We start from the raw sequence: 15,226 nt of genomic DNA, 5'->3' as shown, positions 1-15,226 counted from the left end.
TGGGGCGGGCTCGATGGCCATGATGCAGTGTGGCGGGTGGTGAGTGTTGATATAGAGCAATATTTATCCATGATCGCTGGCGGCATCGTCCAGGGCGGGCGCTGGCGACAGTGGCAAGCTCAGCTGCAAGGTGGTGCCGCCGCCAGTGCGGCTGTCGATGTGCAGGCAGCCGCCGGCGCAGGCCAGGCGCTCGTGCATGCCGGACAGGCCGCAGCCCAGGCGCGTGCTGGCCGGCATGCCGCTGCCATTGTCGCTGATGCGCAATTCCAGCGCGGCGGCATGCCGCCGCAGCGCGACCTGCACGCGGCTTGCCTGCGCATGACGGGCGATATTCGCCAGCGCTTCCTGCAGCGCATGGTACAGCAGCACCTCATGCACGCCTGCGGCCCCGTCGGCCAGCCCCGTGTCGCAGGCGTAGTCGCACACGATGCCCGTGCTGCGGGAAAACTCGGCCAGCAAGCCATCGAACGCGGCTTGCAAACCGTGCTCGAGGGCTGGCGGGCGCAGGTCGTGGATGACGCAGCGCAGCGCCGCGATGCTCAGGTCGACATTATGCGAAATCATGGCCAGCTTCTGCGCCAGCAGCGGCGCCGTGCCGGACACGCTGCTCTGCAGCATGGACAGGTCGATTTTCAAGGTCAGCAGATGCTGGCCCAGGTCGTCATGGATGTCGCGTCCGATGCGCAGGCGTTCCTGCAGGCGCGCCTTGTGCTGTTCGCCGGCGATGCGGCTTTGCTCCGCGCCGTTGCGTCGCTGTTCCTGCACGTGCAGGCGCACGGCCAGGCGATGCTGGCGCCACAGCAGCAGGGTGGCCAGCACGCCGAGGAAAACGGCGCAGGCCGTCACCAGGTTCAGCGGCGTGGTGTCCAGCGCCAGCGGTTCCGCGGCCTGGCCCGCATGCAGGGAAAGGGCGGTGCCCGCCGCCAGGCAGGCAAGGATGCCAAGGCGAACCGGCAGGCGTGTGCGGTGTTGCATCATCTCCTCGCTCCCCAAATGTTTTCCAACAGGCAATGCTCTTACAGAAAATATATTAGCTTTGGAGTATTTATATTGTCTAAACGCAAAAACTCGGCACATAGGCTTGCCGCTGTCGCATTCCTGGGCGCTTTTCGCGCCGCTCGGCGGCATGCCCGTTGGCAGGCGCGGCATTTGCACGGAAAGTGTCGTGGCGGCATATAATAGAGGGTTGTCAACCGGCTCTACGGCCCCGGCCCTGCTTTTTTGCGCCGTGCGCGTCCGCGTCCATGCGCCCGCCTGCGCGGTGGCGCCAGCCAGCTCTTAGGAAATACTGTGACTTATAGCATCAAAGAGATTTTTTACACCCTGCAGGGCGAAGGTGCGCACGCGGGCCGTCCGGCCGTGTTTTGCCGCTTTTCCGGCTGCAACCTGTGGACGGGCCGCGAAAGCGACCGCGCCACGGCCGTGTGCCAGTTCTGCGACACGGATTTCGTCGGCACGGACGGCGAACTGGGCGGCAAGTTCAAGACGCCGCAGGAATTGGCCGCGCTGATCGACAGCCTGTGGCCGGCCAGCTATGCTGCCAGCAAATACGTGGTGTTTACGGGCGGCGAACCGCTGCTGCAGCTGGACGTGGCCCTGATCGACGCCATGCACGCCGTCGGTTTTACCATCGCCATCGAAACCAACGGCACCTTGCCCGTGCCGCCGGGCGTGGACTGGATCTGTGTCAGCCCGAAGATGGGTTCCACGTTGGTCGTGCACAAAGGCAATGAAATCAAGGTGGTGATTCCCCAGTTCCAGCAAGACCTGGCCGCCTACGAACAACTCGATTTCGAGAACTTCTTCGTGCAGGCGATGGACGGCCCCCTGGCCGCGCACAATATGAAGCTGGCCATCGAGACATGCAAAAGCAACCCGAAGTGGAAGCTGAGCCTGCAAACCCATAAACTCCTGCAAATACCTTAACAAAACAATATGCTGACTATCACACGCAAGCTCGAATTCGACGCGGGCCACCGCATTCCCGACCATAAAAGCCAGTGCCGCAACCTGCACGGCCACCGCTACACGGTGGAAATCACCCTGGTCGGCAAGGTCATCGAAGCGGAAGGCAATTCCGACAATGGCATGATCATGGACTTTTCCGACGTGAAAACCCTGGCCAAGCAGCATCTGGTCGATGTGTGGGACCACGCCTTTCTCGTCTACGAGAAAGACACGGCCGTGCGCGATTTCCTGGCCAGCCTGCCTGACCACAAGACCGTCGTCATCGACCGCATCCCGACGGTGGAAAACCTGGCGCGCATCGCCTTCGAGATCCTGAAAGCGGCCTTTACGGACCATTTCGGCACCGGCTTGCACCTGCATAAACTGGTGCTGCACGAAACGCCGAATTGCTGGGCAGAAGTGACCGATGACTGACATGCCTGACAGCGCCGCGCCAGCCGTGAACGGGGCCGACGCGCGCTACATGCAACTGGCCCTGGAACAGGCCCGGCATGCGTGGGACCTGGGCGAAGTGCCTGTCGGCGCCGTCGTCGTCAAGGATGGGGAAGTCATCGCCGTGGGCTACAACCAGCCCATCGGCCGCCACGACCCCACGGCGCATGCGGAAGTGATGGCCTTGCGCGCGGCCGCCGAAAAGCTGGGCAACTACCGGCTGCCCGGCTGCGAGCTGTACGTGACCCTGGAGCCGTGCGTGATGTGCTCGGGCGCCATGCTGCATGCACGGCTGGCGCGCGTGGTGTACGGCGCGGGCGATCCGAAGACGGGTGCCTGCGGTTCCGTGCTGAACCTGTTCGAACAGCCGGCGCTGAATCACCAGACGGCCATCGTTGGCGGCGTGCTGGCCGACGAATGCGGCGATTTCCTGCGGCGCTTCTTTGCCGAGCGCCGCCGCGCGCAGGCCGAGGCGCGCAAGCTGGCCCATCCCGCCGCCTGACGCCAGCCCCGGCGGCAGGGCGGGGCTGTGCTCTGCTCTGCGATCACTGCATGCCAGCCCATGCCAGCCCATGCCAGCCCCTAAGCTGGCATTTTTTACAACTGTTGCGAAATAACATCTATCTAGACCACTTTGCCATTCTCAAATGAGAATGATTCGTGTTACAGTATTGTTTTCGCCAGCAAACTTCCCTTACGTATCGCTAACACTATCGTTATCGATCCGGGTTCAAGAGCCAGCCTTCACTCTTTCACCGGATCATCATGACTACAGTGCCTCCACAGCGCTCCGCTGCGCCCGTCGTACCCGCCATCCAACTTCCGCGCCGCCATAACCTGGTGCTGCGCGCCGCCTTGCTGGGCCTGTTCGCCGCGCCCCTGCTGCCTGCCGTCGCGCAAACGGCCGCCGCCGTCAATGCGGGCACGGCCGCCCAGGAACCGGCCAAGCTGCCCGTCTTCCCGGAAATCGTCGTCAACGCCAAGCAGGATTACGAGCGCCGCGCCGGCACCAAGACCGTGATCAGCGGCGAAGACCTGGAAAAGCGCGGCGTGACGGACATGGGCGGCATCGTGCGCTACCTGCCATTGATCAGCGCACCCATGGCCGCCTCGGGCGCCGGCAACGTGTGGGATGGTTCGGGCAACACGGGCTACAACATCCGCGGCCTGGAAGGCAACCGGGTCAGCCTGGACGTGGATGGCATCTCGCTGCCGGACGCCGCGCCGAAGCCGGACGGGCAGACCTTGAACGCGTTTGCCACGGGCCGTGATTATTTCGACCCTGAAACCTTCCGCGAAGTGCGCATCGATTCGGGCACGACGGCCGTCAGCGGCGCCAGTCCCGGCCTGGGCGGCGGCGTGGCCTTCATCACCAAGTCGCCCGAGGATTACCTGGGCGAAGGCGTTGACCATTACGTGGCCTATAAATATGGCCGCGCCACGGCCGACCGCAGCAATGCGCATACCTTGACGGGCGCGGCGAAGATCGGCGGCCAGCTGCAAGGCCTGGCCGTCTACGTGCACCGGGACGGCGAGCAGCTGGACAGCCGCGGCAGCGCACCCATCAATCCAGACGACTGGCATTCGAATGCCTTGCTGTCGAAGCTGGTGTGGGCCTTGCCGGGTGAACAGAAGCTGGACCTGACGCTCGACATGTTCGAGCGCAAGAACAAGCGCGATGTCGACAACAAGGCGGGCGCTTCGTATCCTGACGGCGTGAAGCAGGATTCCACCACCAAACGCACCCGCGTCAGCCTGGGCCATGACATCGTGCTCAAGGATTTCGCCCTGTTCGACCGCCTGACCTCGAAAGTCTATATCCAGAACGCCAAGGTCGACGACAAGACGAATGCCCGCTACATCACGGGCGGCAAGCAGTACCAGCGCGCCATCGACACCACGTTCAGGAACGACAGCATCGGCCTGACGTCGGAAGCGTTCAAGCAGCTCAACGCCGACAATGCGCTGGTGTATGGCGTGCAGCTGGAACAGACCGAGTCGCGCCGCCCCTGGGTGGAAGACCGCACGGTGATCGCCACGGGCGAGCACCAGATCACGCGCAAGAACCGCATGGCCGACATGGACGGCACCAAGGTGGCGCTGTATGCCCGCGATGACTATAGTTTCAAGCTGGCTGGCAAGAAGGCCGTGCTGACGCCGGGCCTGCGTGCCGATTACCGCAAGCTGGAGCCGAAGAACCTGCAAAACTACGTGATCGCCGTGCCGGACGCGGCCAAGGAAGTGCGCACGGAGAGCGATACCTACCTGACGCCAAGCCTGAGCCTGTCGGTGGAAGTGCTGCCGCAAATAAACGCCTACGCCACCTATACGCGCGGCACGCGCCTGCCGACGGCGGCCGAACGCACGGGCACCTACGATTCCTTCAGCTATACGGGCACGGGCGCCGGCTACGCCATCCTGGGCAACGCCAATTTACGCAAGGAAACCAGCAATGCCTACGAGCTGGGCCTGAAGGGCGACGTTGCCAGGGGCTTGAGCATGCATGCCTCCGTCTACCAGACGCAATACAAGAACATGATCGAGTACGTGGCGCAAGAGCCGGATCCGGTGAATTACCCGACCCTCAGCTGGGGCCTGTTCCGCCCGGAAAACATCGGCAATGCGCGCACCTGGGGCGCCGAGCTGACCCTGCGCGCCGAACTGGGCGCCTGGGCGCCGGTCATGCAGGGTTATCACGTCGACCTGGGCACGGGCGTGGCGAAAGGCCGCTCCTTCAATACGCGGACGGGCGACAGCGCCGGCCTGGCCTCGGTGGCGCCGGCCAAGACGTCGCTGAGCCTCGGCTACGACCACACGAACCAGCTGTTCGGCCTGGCACTGACGGCCCTGCATGCGGGCGAGAAACAGGCGCCGGACGATATCATCCTGGGCGTCACCACGCCGCGCTTCACCGTGCCGTCGTACACCATCTTCGACTTGACCAGCTACTGGAACGTGCACAAGAACGCCAAGATCATCGTCGGCGTCTACAACTTGAGCGACCGCAAGTACTGGGACTACGCCGCCTCGCGCAGCCTGGCCGCCGGTACCACGGCCGCCGAGCGCGCCGAGATCGAGCGCTACGCCAAGCCGGGCCGCAACGTCGCCGCCAGCCTCAGCGTCAGTTTCTAAGTTTCACCGGGGAGGCGCACCCGCGCCTCTTTTTTTCCATGTTTGATTGAATGGTCTCTCTATGAAGTTATCCAAACTCGTTCTATCCCTGCTAGGCAGCCTGCTGATTGCAAACGCATACGCGGCCCCAGCCACCTTGGCGGAACGCTGGTCCACCTTGCGCGCGGAACAGCCGAAGCTGCAGATCCGCGATGCGGCGCGCGCACTCGGGGTGTCGGAAGCGCAATTGCTGGCAACTAACATCGGCAACGGCGTCACGCGCTTGCAGGCCGACGGCAACCAGCCGCGCGAAATCATGCGCGCCGCGCTGGACCTGGGCCTGGTGCAAGGCATCACGCGCAATGAAAACGGCGTCATTGAAACGACGGGCACCGCCAGCAAGTTCAAGCAGGCGGGCGACAAGTCGGAACAGGCCGGCGCCAAGGATCCGGAAACGGAAGCGCGCCAGCGCAATATCGCGGGCGGCTACCTGGGCGGCGCCATCGATTTGCGCTTCCACTTTGAAAACTGGAAATACGCATTCGCCGTGGTCCAGCCCGGCCGCGACGGCAAGCCGACGCGCAGCCTGCAATTCTTTGACGCCAACGGCACGGCCGTGCACAAGATCTACCTGCGCAACGAGCCGGGCGTGGCCGTCTACGACAAGCTGGTGGCGACTTTCCGCCTGCCGCAGCAGAGCGCCGACTTGAACGTGCTGGCCGTGGCGCCGAAGGCGGCGGAAAAACCCGATAGCGAGATCGACGTCAAGGAATTCCAGCTGGCCTGGAAAGACATGACGGACGTGCACCAGTTTGCGCAAATCATGCGCGAATTCCATGTGTCGCGCGAACAGGCCCTGCGCCTGGCGCCGGCCGGCGTGGTCGAGCGCGTGACGCCGGAAGCGCTGCGCACCCTGCTGGAAAACGCGGCGAAGAACAAGGTCGCCATCATGGTCTTCCTGGGCAACGAGGGCTTGACGCAGATCTACAGCGGCAAGATCGAAAAAACCATGGCCGCCGGCGGCTTCTTCAATGTGCTGGACCCGGACTTCAACCTGCACATCCGTGACACGGCCCTGCGCAGCGGCTGGGTCGTCAAGCGCGGCGGCGTCACGTCCGTCGAATTCTTCGACAAGGACGGCACGCAAGTGGTCTCCTTCTTCGGCGTGCGCGAGCGGGGCAAACCGCAGCCGCAAGCGTGGGTGGACCTGGCTGATTCCTTGCCTAAGGCCAAGTAGGTAGCAGCAGAGTTGCCGCGCGCCGTACCGGCGCGGCAACACTTCAGTTTGGGTGCCGCGTGCCGGCCTCATGTCTGAAGCACAATAGTGGTATGCTGATTGCAAGGCCGCAGCGATCGTGCCTGCGTGCTGGTTCCTGAAGAGAGGCAATCATGGCAACCATCATGGCGAACGGCCTCAACATAGCTTATGAAAGCCACGGCGACCCGGACGATCCGTGCGTGCTGCTGGTGATGGGCCTGGGCATGCAGCTGATCGCCTGGCCGGCCGACTTTGTCGAAGGCATCGTCGAGCAAGGTTTTCGCGTCGTGCGTTTCGACAACCGCGACAGCGGCCTGTCGAGCAAGATGGCGCAGGCGGGCAAGCCGTATCTGCCGCTGGCCTACGTAAAAAGCCTGCTGGGCTGGCCCCTGAAGACTTCCTATACCCTCGATGACATGGCGGACGATGCGCTGGGCTTGCTGGCGGCCCTGCGTATCGCGCAGGCGCACGTCATCGGCGTGTCGATGGGCGGCATGATCGCGCAAGTGATGGCGGCGCGCGCGCCGCGGCAAGTGCTCAGCCTGACCTCCATGATGTCGAGCAGCGGCCGGCGCGGCTTGCCCGGCCCCACGCGGGCCGCGCGCCGTGCGCTGTTGCAACGTCCGAAACGCAATGCCAGCCGCGCCGAACTGATGGCGCACATGGCCGCCACCACGCGCGTCATCGGCAGTCCCGCCTATCCCGTCTCGGAACGGCTGCTGTACCAGCGCATCGAAGCGGCTTTGACGCGGGGCAGCTGCCCGGAAGGCGTGGCGCGGCAGATGGTCGCCATCGCCGCCTCGGGCGAACGCACACAGCTATTGCCCAGCATCAGCTGTCCGGCGCTGGTGATCCATGGCGCGGCCGATCCCCTGATCCCCGTCGCCTGCGGCATCGATACGGCGGCGCTGATCCCGGGCGCCCGGCTGGAAGTGATCGAGGGCATGGGGCACGACATGCCGCCGCAGCTGATCGAGCGCCTGCTCGCCTTGATCGATGGACATCTGCAAGGTAAGATGGCGCCCCAGATGCGCTCCCAGCCAGCTTGACAGTAAGCTTGACAGTAAGCTGGCGCGCCCACCACTAGACTAGCCAGGCATATTTTGAAGACACCTGAGATTGGCATCGCCATCGTGGCGCCGGGCGGTTATGCGCCCGACGACGCGGCCCTGGCGCGCGGCATCGCCCGCCTGCAGGCGCAAGGCGCCACCGTCCACAATTACTACGACCCCGAGCACAAATTCCAGCGCTTCGGCGGCACGGACGCGGGCCGCCTGGCGCAGCTCAATGCGGCCGCCGCCGACCCGGCCGTGCAGGTGGTGCTCGCCTTGCGCGGCAGCTACGGCATCAGCCGCATCTTGCCCGACATCGATTTTGAACGCATGGCCGCCAGCCGCAAGCTGTTCGTCGGCTACAGCGACTTCACGGCCTTCCACATGGGCTTGATGGCGAAAACGGGGTGCGCCAGCTTCGCCGGTCCCATGATCTGCGATGATTTTACGCGCGACGAGCCCGAGCAATTTACGCTCGACCAGCTGTGGTCATGCCTGGCCGGTCCCACGCACGCGGTCACAGGCGTGGCGGCAGGCAACCCGCAGGTCGAGTTGGAAGGCAAGTTGTGGGGTGGCAACCTGGCCATGCTGGTGCACTTGCTGGGCACGCCGTATTTCCCCGCGATCGATGGCGGCATTTTGTTCCTGGAAGACGTCAACGAGCACCCGTACCGGGTCGAACGCATGCTGCTGCAATTGCTGCACGCGGGCGTCATTGGCCGTCAACAAGCCGTGATACTCGGTGATTTTTCCGCCTATAAACTGAGCCCCATGGATAACGGCTACGATTTCGACGCCATGCTGGCCTACGTGCGCCAGCGCTTGCCCGTGCCCGTGCTGACGGGCCTGGAATTCGGCCATATCCGCCGCCGTGTCACCTTGCCGTTCGGTGGCCAGGCGCGGCTGCAATCGGATGCGTCCGGCTTCAGCCTGCAGGTGCGCGATTACCCGACGCTGGCGCGCCCCTGAACTCCATGCGCGCCCAACCCGGCAGGCTGTTGCAGCTCGATGTGTTGCGCGGCATCGCCGTGTTTGGCATCCTGCTGGTGAATATCTGGGGCTTTGCCTGGGGGACGCTGTCCTTGCGCTACGGCACCTTGCCCGCGCAGCCGCCGGCGCTCGATCAGCTGGTGATTTTTCTCGTGGCGGCATTCGCGCAGTTCAAGTTCTATCCCATCTTCGCGTATCTGTTCGGCGCCGGCTTTGCCTTGCAGACGCGCTCCCTGCAACGCCGGCTGGGCGGCTGGGAAGCGGCGCAAGCGGCCTATCGACGCCGTTTGCGCTGGCTGCTGGCGTTCGGGCTGCTGCACGGTTTCCTCATCTGGAGCGGCGACGTGCTGACTTCGTATGCCGTCGCCGGCATGCTGATCCTGCCGCTGGCTGCCGCCAGGCTGAGCCTGGTGCGCAACCGCGCCTGGCTGGTGGCGGGCGGCTTTTTGCTGTTCATGTGCCTGCTCATTCCCGTGGGACAGCAGGGTGGCGCATCCGACACGGCGAAAGAGCTGCAAAGCTTTGCCGCCCGTTACGCCATCTATACGCAAGGCAGCGTGTGGGCCGTGGCCAAGCTGCGCGCCAACGATTTCCTTGTGTCGCTGCTGTATGCCATCGTCATGCTGCCGCACATCATCGTGCTATTCCTGCTGGGTATCTTGTCCGTGCGCTGTGGCTGGCTGACGCAGCCGTGGCGCCACCGGCGCCTGTGGCGCTGGGTCTGCGGCGTGGGGCTGGGGGCGGGACTGCCGTTCAACCTGCTGGCGGCCTGGGCCATCACATGGCAAGTCGCTGAGCCGTATCAGCAGGTGTTCGATGCGGCCCTGTTCGAGGCGGCCATGTTCGCCGGCGGCCCCGTGCTGGCGGCCGGCTATGTGGCGGCGCTGATGCTGGCCGGCCCGTTGCTGCTGCGCCGGCTGGGGGCATGGCTGGCGCCCGTGGGACGCATGGCGCTGAGTAATTATCTGCTGCAATCCTTGATCGGCACCTGGCTGCTGCAGGGGCCGGGCCTGGGCTGGGGCGCCAGCTTGCGTCCGGCCGCGATGCTGGGCCTGGCGCTAATCATCATGGCGGGGCAGGTGCTGCTGAGCCGCTACTGGCTGCGGCACTTCCGGCAAGGACCGATGGAAGCGCTGTGGCGCCGGCTGGCGAGATTGCATTAATCCGATCCCCAGTCGAAGGCGCCTTGCGCCGCAGCCGCTGGCGGGGCCTTGGCCTTGGCCGATGGCACCAGCGGATTATCCACGGCATGCCATTCGAACAGCTCCACGTCGAGCATGCACGTGCGCGCCAGGTGCAGCGCCTGCTCGGGCGTCAGTGCGGGGTCCAGCCAGCGGTGCGCGTCCGCCAGGCTGACAGCGACGGGGCGGCGGTCGTGGATATCCACCATGCCGCCGAGGCTATCGGCCGTCACCAGCACGAAGCCCGCTTCCTCGCGGTTGAGCTTGTACGCGCCGAAGTGCGCCAGGGCCAGCAGGAACAGCCGCGCGCGGTCGTGGCGGTGGATATGCCACGGCTGCTTGCTGCCTTTTTCTCCCGTCCATTCATACCAGCCATCGACGCAGACGATGCCGCGCCCCGCGCGCAGCAGCGGTTTCCAGTAGGCGCCGGCGAGTTTTTCCAGCCGGGCATTGATGGCGATGGGGATTTTTTTCTTGCCCGGGGCGGGCGTGGCGGCGGCGGCCCAGGCGGGGCGGTAGCCCCAGAAGACATCGTCGACCCGGCGCACGCCATCCTGGATATGCAGCACGGGCCGGTACGTGCCGGGCGAAACATTCAGGTGCGGCTCGGCCTCGCTGTCGAACACCGCGTCGGTCCAGCCGAAGGACGACGCCAGCACGCGCGCCGTGTCATTTTGATCGAATCGTCCACACATGGCGAAATCATACCCGATCGCCTGATCGCGCGGGCGTGGCGCCGGCATATGGCGTGAGTGTGGTCAAACGTACAGACGTTGACGGCGGCAAGGCGCACAGTGGAGTCCAGTCAGGTCACTGACGCTTTTTGCAGCGGAGCAATTATGCCTATCGGAGGAATTATGCCTTTTGAAAATCCCACCATCCACAAGGGTTTCACCATCAGCGCCACGGCCAGCCAGCGCCGCGACGGCCGCTGGGTCGGCTCCTACGTCAGCCAGAATCAGGCATGCGGCGCGTATGCGGACACCTGCGATTACGACGATTGCAGCAATGAAAAAGAAGCGCAGCAACTGGCCTTGTCGATAGGCTGGCGCCTGGCAGACGGCGCGCAGATGCGCTGAAGCGAAGTCAGGCGTAAGGCGTAAGACTTAAAAGCTTAAGGCTCAGGTGTCTGGCCTGGGCGCTTGGGCCGCAAGGCCAGCAGCAGGCCGGCCAGCGGAAAGAGCAGGGCGGCGCCCAGCCGTACCGGGGTCAGCGAGGCGATGTCCACGCCCAGCACATGGGGCAGGGCCAGCAGCAACAGTGGCGCCGGCACGGCGACGGCAAAGAAGAACAGGTACCACGAGTAGCCATTCTTCTTGGCCAGCAAGGCGATCAGCGCACAGCCGACCAGGAAAACCAGCGGTAAATTGACAGAGTCCATTGTTGTGAATGTGAGCCAGGGAAGCGCGTGATTATACGCGTCCCACCTGGGCGGCAGGCCCGGTATCGCGGGCTTGATTGCCTGCCTTAGTTGGCTACCTTAGTTGCCTACCTTAGTTGCCTACCTTATTTACTGACCTTACTTGCCCACCTTACTTGTTCACCTTAATTGCCCACCAAGTCCGGCGGCTGGGGCGCCCCTTTGCCGCCGGCAGGCAGCTCCGCAGGCAATAAGGCCTTGATGGCGCCGTTGTAGATGATTTCCTGGGCATACGCCGACGCCTCGATCAGGGCCGCGTGCACGGACTTGAAACTGCTGGCCGTCTCGATCAGCACGGGCTTGGCATACACTTGCTGCGTATCGCCGCGCTTGCTGATCAAGATCATGCCCCGGTAGCGTCCATCCTTCTCCAGCGCGCCGGCGACATGAAATTCATAGCCCCTGATCTGGTGTTTCTGTTGCTGATCCATATTTGTCGCCTCCGGCACCAATTGTCGCGGCACGCGATGGGCTGCACGGTTGAAACAGATGAGTGTTTGATTTGCATCAATACGTGAATCGACATCGTTCACCTGGCGTATCGGCGCTTGCCGCAAGCGTCGCGGGCGCAGGTGATTTGTGGCCGGGCAGCGCAACCTTGCGCGAGTACGGTGAGCGTCGCCGGCCGCAAGGCACCCTGCGCAGCAGCTTGCGGCAGCCGCCGTCACCCAGCGCGGATGGCGCGCAGCTGCTGTGCGGTTTCCTCGATCTCGCGGTAGGCTTCCTGGATATAGCCGTCGATCGGATGCCCATCCATCCATTCGTAATAGGCGCGTTCGTCGTGTTTGATGGCAAAAGGGACGTGGTGGTCGCGGATCGATTCAGCCGTATCGCGCACCAGCGAGGCAAAAAGCAGCTCCAGAGTTTCCATGGCGGTCACCTAGCGAGACATGAATGCAGAGCGTTTAATGTAGCATAAAGCGGCCTGCGTCCCATGTCGTTCGCCGCTGGCGTGCGCGCGGGACGTCAGGCTTCGCGCGGGAAGCGCCGCCGTTCGTAACGGATGATGTCGAGCGCATATTCCGGATAGGCTTGCTCAAACAGATAATGGTCTTTTTCGTACACGCAAAAGACCGCCGTGCGGTTATCTTCCTGGGCGAAATAATCGCCGTCGACGCACAGCACCGTCATCTCGGGGCCGCCGCATTTGACGCGCACGATATCGCCTTCGCTAAATTGTTTCATCACTGCTTTCAGGCCGGTTGGAGCGCCAGGGGAGGACAGGGCGCCATCATACTCCAGCAACAGTTTTGCGCGCACCCGATTGGCGCACCGCCTTGGCGCGCCGCCTTGGCGTGCCGCCCGCGGCTATCATGATGGCAGGCAGCGTTGCCGCGGCTAGGCCGCAGGGTGGCCGATATGCTCGTACAGGATGACGCAGCCGATGATGATCAGCACCAGGCCGCCCACCAGTTCGGCGCGCCGGCCTGCCACCGTGCCCAGCACGCGGCCCAGCATCACGCCCAGGGTGACCATGACGAAGGTGGAAAAGCCGATGGCGGCGGCCGTCACGACGATGTTTGCGCCCAGCAAGGCCAGGCCCGCGCCCACCACCATGGCATCGATGCTGGTGGCCAGGCCCGTCACGGCCAGCACCCAGAACGAGTGCGATTGCGCCGGCGCTTCGTCCTCGTCGGCGTCCGACAGGGCGTTGCGTATCATTAACAGGCCGATGATGCCCAGCAGGCTGAAGGCGATCCAGTGGTCCCACGCCGCCACGTACGGCGCGGCCACGCTGCCCAGCGCCCAGCCGATGACGGGCGTGATGGCCTCGATGACGCCGAAGATCAATCCCGTGCGCAGCGCTTCGCGCCATTGCGGTTTGTGCAGGGCGGCGCCCTTGCCCACGGCGGCCGCGAAGGCGTCGGTGGACATGGCAAGCGAGAGGGCGGCGGTGGCGGCAAAATTCATCGGTGGCTTTCTGTGGAACCTGGCTGGGATGGGTAGGTCAAACTACAAACCCGGCGATTTTACCCCAGGTACAGCACCACCAAGGCGGCCAGCAGGCAATACGCGCCAAAGAAATGCCAGCGCCCCTGTTCCAGCCAGCGCGACAGCCAGCGCAGGGCCAGCAAGCCGGCCAGGAAGGACAGCAGCATGCCCAGCAGGCTGGGGCCGATCAGGTGCAGCAAGCTGTTGCCGTGCTGCAGATGGTCCAGGCTGCCATTGGAGACGGCCTGGTAGAAGCGCCAGCCTTCCTTGACCAGCACGGCAGGCGTCAGCACCACGGCCAGGGCGAAGCTGAACTCTTCGGCGCGGCGCTGCGGCACGCCCATGGCGATGCCGGCCGAAATGGTGGCGCCCGAGCGCGAAAAACCGCGGAAAGGCAGGCACAGGCCTTGCACGGCGCCGATCACCATCGCCTTGCCGATGGACAAGGTTCCGCCTTCGCGCGCGGTCAGGCGCGCGGAGGCGATGATCAGCACGCCGGCGGCCGCCAGCGCGGCGGCCATCAGCTTCGCGTTGCCGAACAGGTGCTCGATCTCAAAGCCGGGCGCATCCTTGCTCATGATGTGGGTGATGCCCTTCAGCAAGCCAAAGCCGACGATGCCCGTCAGGGCCGTGGCGGCCACGAGCAGCAATGCGTTGCTGCGGAAGGCGGCGGCCGAACTGAAATAGGTGGCGCGCCAGGATTTCCAGAAGTACACGATGACGGCGAACATGGTACCGGTGTGCAGCATCACCAGCAGCATGGTCAGCTCGGGCGACGTGGGGTCCAGGCCCATCAGTTTTTCCGCCATGATGACGTGGGCGGAGCTGGACACGGGCAGCAGCTCAGCGAAGCCCTGGACGATGGAGAGGATAAATAATTGCAGGAAGCTCATGGGGGATCTGGACTCAGGTGGGCAAAAAAAGGCTGCCGAAAAGGGCAGCCGATTTTACCTGCCGGCTCCCGTGCGCGACCCTCGCACAGGATTACAGTTTGTCCATGTTTTACGGCTTCGCCGGCGCCTGCGGCTTGAACACGGCGCGGAACGCTTTCAATGCCGCCGGATGGTAGATCGTGCCATGGGTTTCTTCCGGCAGCTTTTCCACATGCCACTGCAAGCCTGCTGGCGCCTGCTGTTGCAGGACGTCGGCCAGGCGCTGCACTTCGACGGCGATGCCCGCTTCGCTGCTGGACGCCAGATACAGGCTGTGCTTGCCCGGCTTGCCCTTGGCCAGCAGCGCTGCCGCCTGGCGCGGCAGGGCGCCATGGTTCCACCACAGGCTGGGGTCGAAGGCCAGGTAGTGGTCGAACAATTGTGGTTCCAGCAGATAGGTTTCCACCACGAACAGGCCGCCCAGCGATTCGCCGACAATGGCCGTCTCGCCCGTCGTGCGGTAGCGGCGGTTGACTTCCGGCATCAGTTCATCGCGGATGAAGTTGCGGTAGGCGGGCGCGCCGCTGACCACGGGGGCGATCTTGCGGTCTTCCGCATTCTCGGTCGGGCCCGTCAAGTCGCGCCGGCGCTGCGTATTTTGCATGCCGACCAGCATGAAGGGACGCATCGTGCCATTCGCCACCGACACTTGCAGCAGGCCGGCCACATGCAGAAAGTCTTCGGCCACGCCGCCGTCCGGCATGTACAGCACGGGCAGCGGGGCGTCTGGCGGGGTATCCCAGGCGCGCGCCACGTAGACATTGATGTGGCGCTTTTCCTTCAGCGCCTGCGAATCGATGGTAAAGCTTTCGCCGATGACGAGGGGCGTGGCCGCGCTGGCGGTGGCGGGCGCGGCGCTGGCAAGCTGGAAGGCGCCGCTGGCGGTGAACAGCAGGGCGGCGGCAAGGTGCAGTGCGAAACGTGTATGGCGCATGTTTTCCTGTGATAAG

18 protein-coding genes are annotated in these 15,226 nt (G+C 64.2%); 9 read left to right on the top strand and 9 right to left on the bottom strand.

Annotated elements, in window-relative coordinates:
* Positions 1 to 63: 63 nt before the first annotated feature.
* On the bottom strand, positions 64 to 978 hold the full coding sequence (locus tag BM193_RS11265; protein WP_175533243.1) for a sensor histidine kinase: 915 nt from the start codon (positions 976 to 978) through the stop codon (positions 64 to 66).
* Between the two features lie 312 nt (positions 979 to 1,290).
* Between BM193_RS11265 and queE the strand changes: the two genes are divergently transcribed.
* From queE to BM193_RS11225, 8 genes are all read left to right on the top strand, one after another.
* Positions 1,291 to 1,926 (top strand): 7-carboxy-7-deazaguanine synthase, encoded by a 636-nt coding sequence (gene queE, locus BM193_RS11260; RefSeq protein WP_092797808.1) that lies wholly within the window; start codon positions 1,291 to 1,293, stop codon positions 1,924 to 1,926.
* Positions 1,927 to 1,935: 9 nt separating this feature from the next.
* Positions 1,936 to 2,382 (top strand): 6-carboxytetrahydropterin synthase QueD, encoded by a 447-nt coding sequence (gene queD / locus BM193_RS11255; RefSeq protein ID WP_035819191.1) that lies wholly within the window; start codon positions 1,936 to 1,938, stop codon positions 2,380 to 2,382.
* Positions 2,375 to 2,902, top strand: a complete 528-nt coding sequence (tadA, locus tag BM193_RS11250; protein WP_175533242.1) for a tRNA adenosine(34) deaminase TadA — start codon at positions 2,375 to 2,377, stop codon at positions 2,900 to 2,902. The genes queD and tadA overlap by 8 nt, the downstream gene beginning before the upstream one ends.
* A 263-nt stretch (positions 2,903 to 3,165) precedes the next feature.
* On the top strand, positions 3,166 to 5,532 hold the full coding sequence (locus BM193_RS11245; protein ID WP_092797806.1) for a TonB-dependent hemoglobin/transferrin/lactoferrin family receptor: 2,367 nt from the start codon (positions 3,166 to 3,168) through the stop codon (positions 5,530 to 5,532).
* 61 nt (positions 5,533 to 5,593) lie between these two features.
* Positions 5,594 to 6,748 carry a hemin-degrading factor gene (locus BM193_RS11240; protein WP_092797805.1) on the top strand — a complete coding sequence of 385 codons (1,155 nt, stop codon included), beginning with the start codon at positions 5,594 to 5,596 and terminating at the stop codon, positions 6,746 to 6,748.
* A gap of 152 nt (positions 6,749 to 6,900) precedes the next feature.
* Entirely contained in the window at positions 6,901 to 7,818 is a 918-nt protein-coding gene (locus BM193_RS11235) for an alpha/beta fold hydrolase (RefSeq protein WP_092797804.1), read from the top strand.
* A gap of 54 nt (positions 7,819 to 7,872) precedes the next feature.
* Positions 7,873 to 8,790 carry a muramoyltetrapeptide carboxypeptidase gene (ldcA, locus tag BM193_RS11230; RefSeq protein WP_092797803.1) on the top strand — a complete coding sequence of 306 codons (918 nt, stop codon included), beginning with the start codon at positions 7,873 to 7,875 and terminating at the stop codon, positions 8,788 to 8,790.
* A gap of 5 nt (positions 8,791 to 8,795) precedes the next feature.
* Complete coding sequence (locus BM193_RS11225) at positions 8,796 to 9,974, top strand: DUF418 domain-containing protein (RefSeq protein ID WP_092797802.1); 1,179 nt, start codon at positions 8,796 to 8,798, stop codon at positions 9,972 to 9,974.
* Here the strand turns inward: BM193_RS11225 and BM193_RS11220 are convergent.
* On the bottom strand, positions 9,971 to 10,687 hold the full coding sequence (locus BM193_RS11220; RefSeq protein ID WP_092798064.1) for an SOS response-associated peptidase: 717 nt from the start codon (positions 10,685 to 10,687) through the stop codon (positions 9,971 to 9,973). The two genes, BM193_RS11225 and BM193_RS11220, sit on opposite strands and share 4 nt — an antisense overlap.
* Positions 10,688 to 10,849: 162 nt before the next feature.
* On the opposite strand from BM193_RS11220, the gene BM193_RS11215 reads away from it, so the two are divergent.
* Positions 10,850 to 11,071, top strand: a complete 222-nt coding sequence (locus tag BM193_RS11215) for a hypothetical protein (RefSeq protein WP_092797801.1) — start codon at positions 10,850 to 10,852, stop codon at positions 11,069 to 11,071.
* Positions 11,072 to 11,106: 35 nt separating this feature from the next.
* On the opposite strand, the gene BM193_RS11210 is transcribed toward BM193_RS11215, so the two are convergent.
* The 7 genes from BM193_RS11210 to BM193_RS11180 form a co-directional block, all read right to left on the bottom strand.
* Positions 11,107 to 11,373, bottom strand: coding sequence for a hypothetical protein (locus BM193_RS11210; protein ID WP_092797800.1), 267 nt, complete (start codon positions 11,371 to 11,373; stop codon positions 11,107 to 11,109).
* Between the two features lie 164 nt (positions 11,374 to 11,537).
* A complete protein-coding gene (locus BM193_RS11205; protein ID WP_092797799.1) occupies positions 11,538 to 11,843 on the bottom strand; it encodes a hypothetical protein in 306 nt (101 codons plus the stop codon).
* Between the two features lie 233 nt (positions 11,844 to 12,076).
* Positions 12,077 to 12,283: a hypothetical protein gene (locus BM193_RS11200; RefSeq protein WP_092797798.1), complete on the bottom strand. Its 207-nt coding sequence runs from the start codon at positions 12,281 to 12,283 to the stop codon at positions 12,077 to 12,079.
* Positions 12,284 to 12,378: 95 nt separating this feature from the next.
* Positions 12,379 to 12,597, bottom strand: a complete 219-nt coding sequence (locus tag BM193_RS11195; protein ID WP_092797797.1) for a DUF2158 domain-containing protein — start codon at positions 12,595 to 12,597, stop codon at positions 12,379 to 12,381.
* Positions 12,598 to 12,750: 153 nt separating this feature from the next.
* Complete coding sequence (mntP, locus tag BM193_RS11190) at positions 12,751 to 13,323, bottom strand: manganese efflux pump MntP (protein ID WP_092797796.1); 573 nt, start codon at positions 13,321 to 13,323, stop codon at positions 12,751 to 12,753.
* 59 nt (positions 13,324 to 13,382) lie between these two features.
* Complete coding sequence (locus tag BM193_RS11185; RefSeq protein ID WP_092797795.1) at positions 13,383 to 14,237, bottom strand: undecaprenyl-diphosphate phosphatase; 855 nt, start codon at positions 14,235 to 14,237, stop codon at positions 13,383 to 13,385.
* Positions 14,238 to 14,346: 109 nt separating this feature from the next.
* Positions 14,347 to 15,210 carry an alpha/beta hydrolase gene (locus tag BM193_RS11180; protein ID WP_092797794.1) on the bottom strand — a complete coding sequence of 288 codons (864 nt, stop codon included), beginning with the start codon at positions 15,208 to 15,210 and terminating at the stop codon, positions 14,347 to 14,349.
* Positions 15,211 to 15,226 lie beyond the last annotated feature (16 nt).

It is taken from the genome of Janthinobacterium sp. 344 (genome assembly GCF_900112025.1).
In the GTDB taxonomy this organism is placed as follows: domain Bacteria; phylum Pseudomonadota; class Gammaproteobacteria; order Burkholderiales; family Burkholderiaceae_D; genus Janthinobacterium.
Note: the sequence above shows the minus strand (reverse complement) of the source record. Positions and strands in the feature narration are given on the sequence as shown.

Excerpts from the sequence above, each read along its gene's own strand:
- BM193_RS11235 (WP_092797804.1), top strand. The coding sequence starts at position 6,901 with ATGGCAACCATCATGGCGAACGGCCTCAACATAGCTTATGAAAGCCAC.
- BM193_RS11200 (WP_092797798.1), bottom strand. The coding sequence starts at position 12,283 with ATGGAAACTCTGGAGCTGCTTTTTGCCTCGCTGGTGCGCGATACGGCT.
- mntP (WP_092797796.1), bottom strand. The coding sequence starts at position 13,323 with ATGAATTTTGCCGCCACCGCCGCCCTCTCGCTTGCCATGTCCACCGAC.
- BM193_RS11210 (WP_092797800.1), bottom strand. The coding sequence starts at position 11,373 with ATGGACTCTGTCAATTTACCGCTGGTTTTCCTGGTCGGCTGTGCGCTG.
- tadA (WP_175533242.1), top strand. The coding sequence starts at position 2,375 with ATGACTGACATGCCTGACAGCGCCGCGCCAGCCGTGAACGGGGCCGAC.
- BM193_RS11215 (WP_092797801.1), top strand. The coding sequence starts at position 10,850 with ATGCCTTTTGAAAATCCCACCATCCACAAGGGTTTCACCATCAGCGCC.
- BM193_RS11265 (WP_175533243.1), bottom strand. The coding sequence starts at position 978 with ATGATGCAACACCGCACACGCCTGCCGGTTCGCCTTGGCATCCTTGCC.
- BM193_RS11245 (WP_092797806.1), top strand. The coding sequence starts at position 3,166 with ATGACTACAGTGCCTCCACAGCGCTCCGCTGCGCCCGTCGTACCCGCC.
- BM193_RS11220 (WP_092798064.1), bottom strand. The coding sequence starts at position 10,687 with ATGTGTGGACGATTCGATCAAAATGACACGGCGCGCGTGCTGGCGTCG.
- BM193_RS11225 (WP_092797802.1), top strand. The coding sequence starts at position 8,796 with ATGCGCGCCCAACCCGGCAGGCTGTTGCAGCTCGATGTGTTGCGCGGC.
- BM193_RS11205 (WP_092797799.1), bottom strand. The coding sequence starts at position 11,843 with ATGGATCAGCAACAGAAACACCAGATCAGGGGCTATGAATTTCATGTC.
- BM193_RS11185 (WP_092797795.1), bottom strand. The coding sequence starts at position 14,237 with ATGAGCTTCCTGCAATTATTTATCCTCTCCATCGTCCAGGGCTTCGCT.
- BM193_RS11240 (WP_092797805.1), top strand. The coding sequence starts at position 5,594 with ATGAAGTTATCCAAACTCGTTCTATCCCTGCTAGGCAGCCTGCTGATT.
- BM193_RS11180 (WP_092797794.1), bottom strand. The coding sequence starts at position 15,210 with ATGCGCCATACACGTTTCGCACTGCACCTTGCCGCCGCCCTGCTGTTC.
- BM193_RS11195 (WP_092797797.1), bottom strand. The coding sequence starts at position 12,597 with ATGAAACAATTTAGCGAAGGCGATATCGTGCGCGTCAAATGCGGCGGC.
- queD (WP_035819191.1), top strand. The coding sequence starts at position 1,936 with ATGCTGACTATCACACGCAAGCTCGAATTCGACGCGGGCCACCGCATT.